4 protein-coding genes and 1 pseudogene are annotated in these 4,402 nt (G+C 56.5%); 4 read left to right on the top strand and 1 reads right to left on the bottom strand.

Annotated features, from left to right (window positions below; all coding sequences use genetic code 11):
• Positions 1–334 precede the first annotated feature (334 nt).
• The 4 genes from QZY03_RS13220 (at position 335) to QZY03_RS13205 (ending at position 3,384) form a co-directional block, all read left to right on the top strand.
• A complete protein-coding gene (locus QZY03_RS13220) occupies positions 335–556 on the top strand; it encodes a hypothetical protein (protein ID WP_295581732.1) in 222 nt (73 codons plus the stop codon).
• A 51-nt stretch (positions 557–607) separates the two neighbouring features.
• Positions 608–1,321 (top strand): PD-(D/E)XK nuclease family protein, encoded by a 714-nt coding sequence (locus tag QZY03_RS13215; RefSeq protein WP_295581730.1) that lies wholly within the window; start codon positions 608–610, stop codon positions 1,319–1,321.
• 70 nt (positions 1,322–1,391) lie between these two features.
• Entirely contained in the window at positions 1,392–1,994 is a 603-nt protein-coding gene (locus QZY03_RS13210; protein WP_295581728.1) for a hypothetical protein, read from the top strand.
• A gap of 280 nt (positions 1,995–2,274) precedes the next feature.
• Positions 2,275–3,384, top strand: coding sequence for a hypothetical protein (locus tag QZY03_RS13205; protein WP_295581727.1), 1,110 nt, complete (start codon positions 2,275–2,277; stop codon positions 3,382–3,384).
• Positions 3,385–3,987: 603 nt separating this feature from the next.
• On the opposite strand, the pseudogene QZY03_RS13200 reads toward QZY03_RS13205, so the two are convergent.
• Positions 3,988–4,402: pseudogene (locus QZY03_RS13200) on the bottom strand (DUF4172 domain-containing protein); the annotation flags it as partial.

Here is a 4,402-nt window from a genome sequence, read left to right as displayed (position 1 = left end):
GCAAACTGGTATCGCGAAGGCCGAACGGCCGGCTCTGTCACAGGGGCTTATCAAGGCTTGAGCCGTGTGCGGTGAAAGTCGCAAGCACGGTTCTTAGGGGGCTGGGCGGCGGTAACGCCACCCGGCTACCCGACCCGGCCACCGCGCAGCGGTCAGTATTTGTAGAAGCGCCATCCTGGCGCTTCAAAGTGGCTGGAAGCCGCTTTCACGGCCGGGGCGATGATCGAGCCCGAACCGCCAATGAGCAAGCTCTTCGACTGAGCGGAGCGCGACGCAATTTACTCTGCAAATCCCCGACGATCTTGCCGCGGAGCTGAGACCCCGCGAGGGGCGCTTGCCGCGCATCCTGCGCCTTGGCCTGCGCGAGCTTGATGCGCAAGGGGCAACGGAATTCGCGGGACTGGCGGACGTGCTGGAACTCCTTGCCAGCCTCCCCACACCGGCGCAGATCATGGCGCTGCGTCCCAGCCAAGCCCTGCAAGACCAAATTGATCATCTCCTTGAGCGCAGCCGGGAAGGCGGCCATTTAGCGCCTGTTCACGAGATGTTTTTTTGATTCGGAGGATGAGAAATGTGCATCATAACGCTACTGAATGACGTGACTGCCATGCTTGCTGACACAAGAAGAGCAAGGTTAGACAATATTGATGCGCTGTCAAAGAGAGTCCTACTTGATGTTCTCGCGCTGCGAAAGGCCAGAGATCTTTTTAGCGACCAATTGGCGCCAGAGTTCAGCTTCTTCGACTATCTGTCCGCGAAAGAAAACGGCATATCCCGCTGCTTTCGCGATCTTCTCGATCCCAAAGGAAAACATGGTCAACGAAGACTGTTTCTGGACTCGTTTCTCAGGCGAATCGGTCCCGATCATTGGGCTAGTGCCGCCGAATGCCGAAAAGTAATCGTAGAACAGCCTACGGATAAGAACCGTCGGATCGATATCTATCTGGAATTTGATAGAGGCCTAATCGGTATCGAGAACAAGCCAATGGCTAGAGACGGGGATTGTCAGTTGCACGACTATGCTGCGTGGCTGATGCAAACGGCACGACGCAGACGATGCAAATACTGGTGCTTGATTTATATAAGCAACACCGATCCAGACCCGTCAAGTATCTGTAACGCTGAACGGGAACAACTGAAACGCGATAAACGTTTCTATCAAATGCCATACTCTGAAGTGATCGAATGGCTAGAGGAGGGTGCAGCGAGCACCAAGGCTCTAGCCGTCCGCATTTTTTTAGATCAAATGGCAAGATTCATCCGCGCCAACGTAAATGGGGAGATTGATAAGTACATCAATATATTCGCTATGAGCGCTTAATTATTTATCTTTCTTTTAAATCAATGCTTTGCAATTATTGGCGCCTACAAATATTTCACTTGAAGTACTTATGTGCGAAGAGTTGGAAATCCGAAATGCCGTACTGATCAGTCGAGCAAATCTCGAAGCCGCGTTCTTGGTGAACCGAGCTTTTAAATCAGTTAAGCGGTATTTGCTGCACAAGTTAGAAGCAGATCTGCGACGTCAGCTTCTAGAAAATGATTATCAAATCGACATTAATAACGGATTCTTTGATGGGAATACAGGTTGCGACTTCGGCATTTTGTTCAACGGTCAGCAAGACGTGAGACTCACCCTTGGATTTGACTCAAAAAATTTCGGAGACTTCTACTTCGGAATGGCAGGAAAAGATGAACATCTGAACAAAAGCCAGGAGGCAAGAGCCGAAATCGACCGGGTGATGACGAGTATTTTCGGCCCGTCAGCTAATATCTCAGCAGCGAACGCTTCACAATGGATCTGGTATTACTATCCAAACGGCGTCGAAGTTCAAGGGTTTCGCTTCGATGAAGAGTTTCGTAATTGGTCTAATCATCCCGAACCATGGCTAGCCATGCACGACGGAAGCCTAGCTCAGACGATCTTAGATGTCGCGGATAAAGTTCGTGATGCATTTATAAATCGCATGGGTCCCCTTATGCCGAATAACTGACACCCCCTAAATCATGCAGCGCATGATCCGAAACAAGATCAGGGACGACCCGTCCGAATCGCACGACAACAGCAAGCCGCATCGTTGCTTCCCAGTCGATAAATCCCCGCAAGGGTCGCATCATGCTTTCTTCATCGTTCCCACTCTCCAGGGGGGAATGCCGTTCGGCCGCTCCAGCGGTCGGTGGCGCCACGCTACGCTGGAGCGTCGCGGCTATTGATTAGAATGATGGGGCCACTGGCGAACGAGTTTTATTTTCTATCATCTTCGCGAGACAATAATGATGTTCAAGCTACCCTTGAAGTTAGCCTTGCTCTTGCTTGGCGTGGTCTCCGCCGGCGTACTCTGGCAACAAGCCCAACTGGCCGTGCTCGCGCTGAGCCGCATCGACCCGGTACCGGAAGTCCGCGAGATGATCGCCGCGGAACACTATGCCGAAGCGGCAGCCTATCTCGATTTCTTTATGGAATATGGCTACGTCAACCAGGACCCCGCCGCGCAGGCCCTGCACGCGCGGATCGAGCAGGAGCGTGGGCGTGTCGCCTATCAAGCCGAAAAGTTGATAGAAGGGCTCTTTGATGGAACCAGCGACGAGATCATCGGTCAAGCGGTCGGGGTCGCCAGCGACTTGTTCGTCATCGGCGATCTCCGTGACCTGACCAAACAGGCGATCAACTGGGGGCAAGGTGCGGAGGTGGACGAGGTGATCGCCGCGCTCGCCGGCATCGGTGTGGCGGCCACCACGGCACAAGTGGTGAGTTCAATGGCCACCGTCGGGACCGGTGGGGCGGCGGCACCGGCGGTGGGGGCGACGACCGCGGTGAAGGGCGGGGTCATCATGCTGAAGATTGCCAAGAAGCTGGGCAAGTTTCCGTCCTGGCTCGGTAAGGCGGTGCTCGATGGCGCCGCGGCGGTCAAGCGGACCGGTCGGTTGGATGCGGTGTCCGACCTGTTCGGCAACGTCTATACGTTGGCGAAGACGCGCGGCGGTTTCGATCTGTTAAGTCATACCACCGATGCATCGTCACTGCGGCGCATGGCGACATTCACCGAGACCTTCGGCGACCAGAGTGCGACGCTCTATCGGATCGGCGGCGACCAGGCGCTGAAGGCCGGGCAGCGCGCCGGGGACCTCGGAGTGGCAACGATCAAAGAGGCGGCAACCTTTGGCCAAGGCGGATTGCGGGTGTTGGACAAGTTCGGTACCTTCAACTTCATCAAGTTCTCGGCCCGCGCCGGGAAGATCGCCTATAAGGGAGATGCCCTCCACCTGTTGGCGCGTCTGCTCATGAGTATTCCCAATTGGCTGTTGTCTCTGTTGGTGGGACTCGGTGCTGCTGTTTGGATTCCTTGGCGGCGGATAATCAGCCTCGCTCATATGGGCAAATGACTCTGTCACGGATGAACACAGATGTTTTTCTTCATCTGTGAACATCTGTGACATCTGTGGATAAATCCGGGTGATCGCTCTAGCCGGAACGACGATTGCGAACACTTCGGCACGGGCGGGCATCGCTGCCGAGGCACGGTGGCGCCGGTTCGGCCTGCCGATGCGGGAGCACGGCTGATCGCCCCCTGGATCATTCAGATATTAACCCGGCCAGCCACTCCAGCAATTCCAAAATTGAGGGTCTCGCGCGATTCCTGGTGGATGCGGCGCGCATAACCGACGTGCTGCATCCCGAACACAGTGGGGCGCGCCTTATCCACCCTACAGCAGCGCCGGTTTGGTAGGGCGGATAAGCGCAGCGCATCCACCATCAGTCCCACCGACGGCTCCACGCTGGATGCTGCCGCCCAAATTTGGAATTGCTGATGCCACTCAGCCGATTTGACAACACGAACCTTGGCGCGCGCCCCTGCATGAAACCCTGGATGGTGTGTTCGATATCGGCCCCCAGCGGGGGGTTCCTGTACGCCGCGGCGATTGCCACCCATGTCGATGGCCTGCTGATGCTGGCGCGCACCGTCATTGGCTATCCGGTACCACCCGTCATTCGAGGATCTGACCCGTCACCCGCGGCAGCCCATAGCGGGCACTGCGCCCGCCGCCGGGCAAGCTGATCAAGGCGCCCATCTGAACCAGGGTCGCCAGGTCGCGCGTCGCGGTCGCCTTTGAGCAGCCGGTGATGCCGATATACTTCCCGGCCGTCATGCCGCCCTCAAACCCGGCCGGGCCCGCGGCGAACATCCGGGCAATCGCTTTTTGGTGACGGGCGTTGAGACGATCCCGAAATCGGTCGAAATAGCGCGCCTTCTCGACGACGAAGTCGATCTGCGTGCGGGCGATATCTTGGGCCTTGAGCACCGTTGCGACGAACCAGGTGAGCCAGTCATCGATCTGAAGCCCCGCACGCTGGCTGCGCTCCAACAGCGCATAGTAGGTCTTCTTGTCGGCCTCGATGCAG

The organism is uncultured Lamprocystis sp. (assembly GCF_903933125.1).
GTDB lineage: Bacteria > Pseudomonadota > Gammaproteobacteria > Chromatiales > Chromatiaceae > Thiodictyon.
The sequence above is the reverse complement of the archived record's forward strand: the minus strand, read 5'-3'. Positions and strand labels throughout refer to the sequence as shown.

What these genes read in the sequence shown, in the direction of transcription:
- QZY03_RS13205 (WP_295581727.1), top strand. Translation starts at nt 2,275, where the DNA reads ATGATGTTCAAGCTACCCTTGAAGTTAGCCTTGCTCTTGCTTGGCGTG.
- QZY03_RS13215 (WP_295581730.1), top strand. Translation starts at nt 608, where the DNA reads ATGCTTGCTGACACAAGAAGAGCAAGGTTAGACAATATTGATGCGCTG.
- QZY03_RS13210 (WP_295581728.1), top strand. Translation starts at nt 1,392, where the DNA reads ATGTGCGAAGAGTTGGAAATCCGAAATGCCGTACTGATCAGTCGAGCA.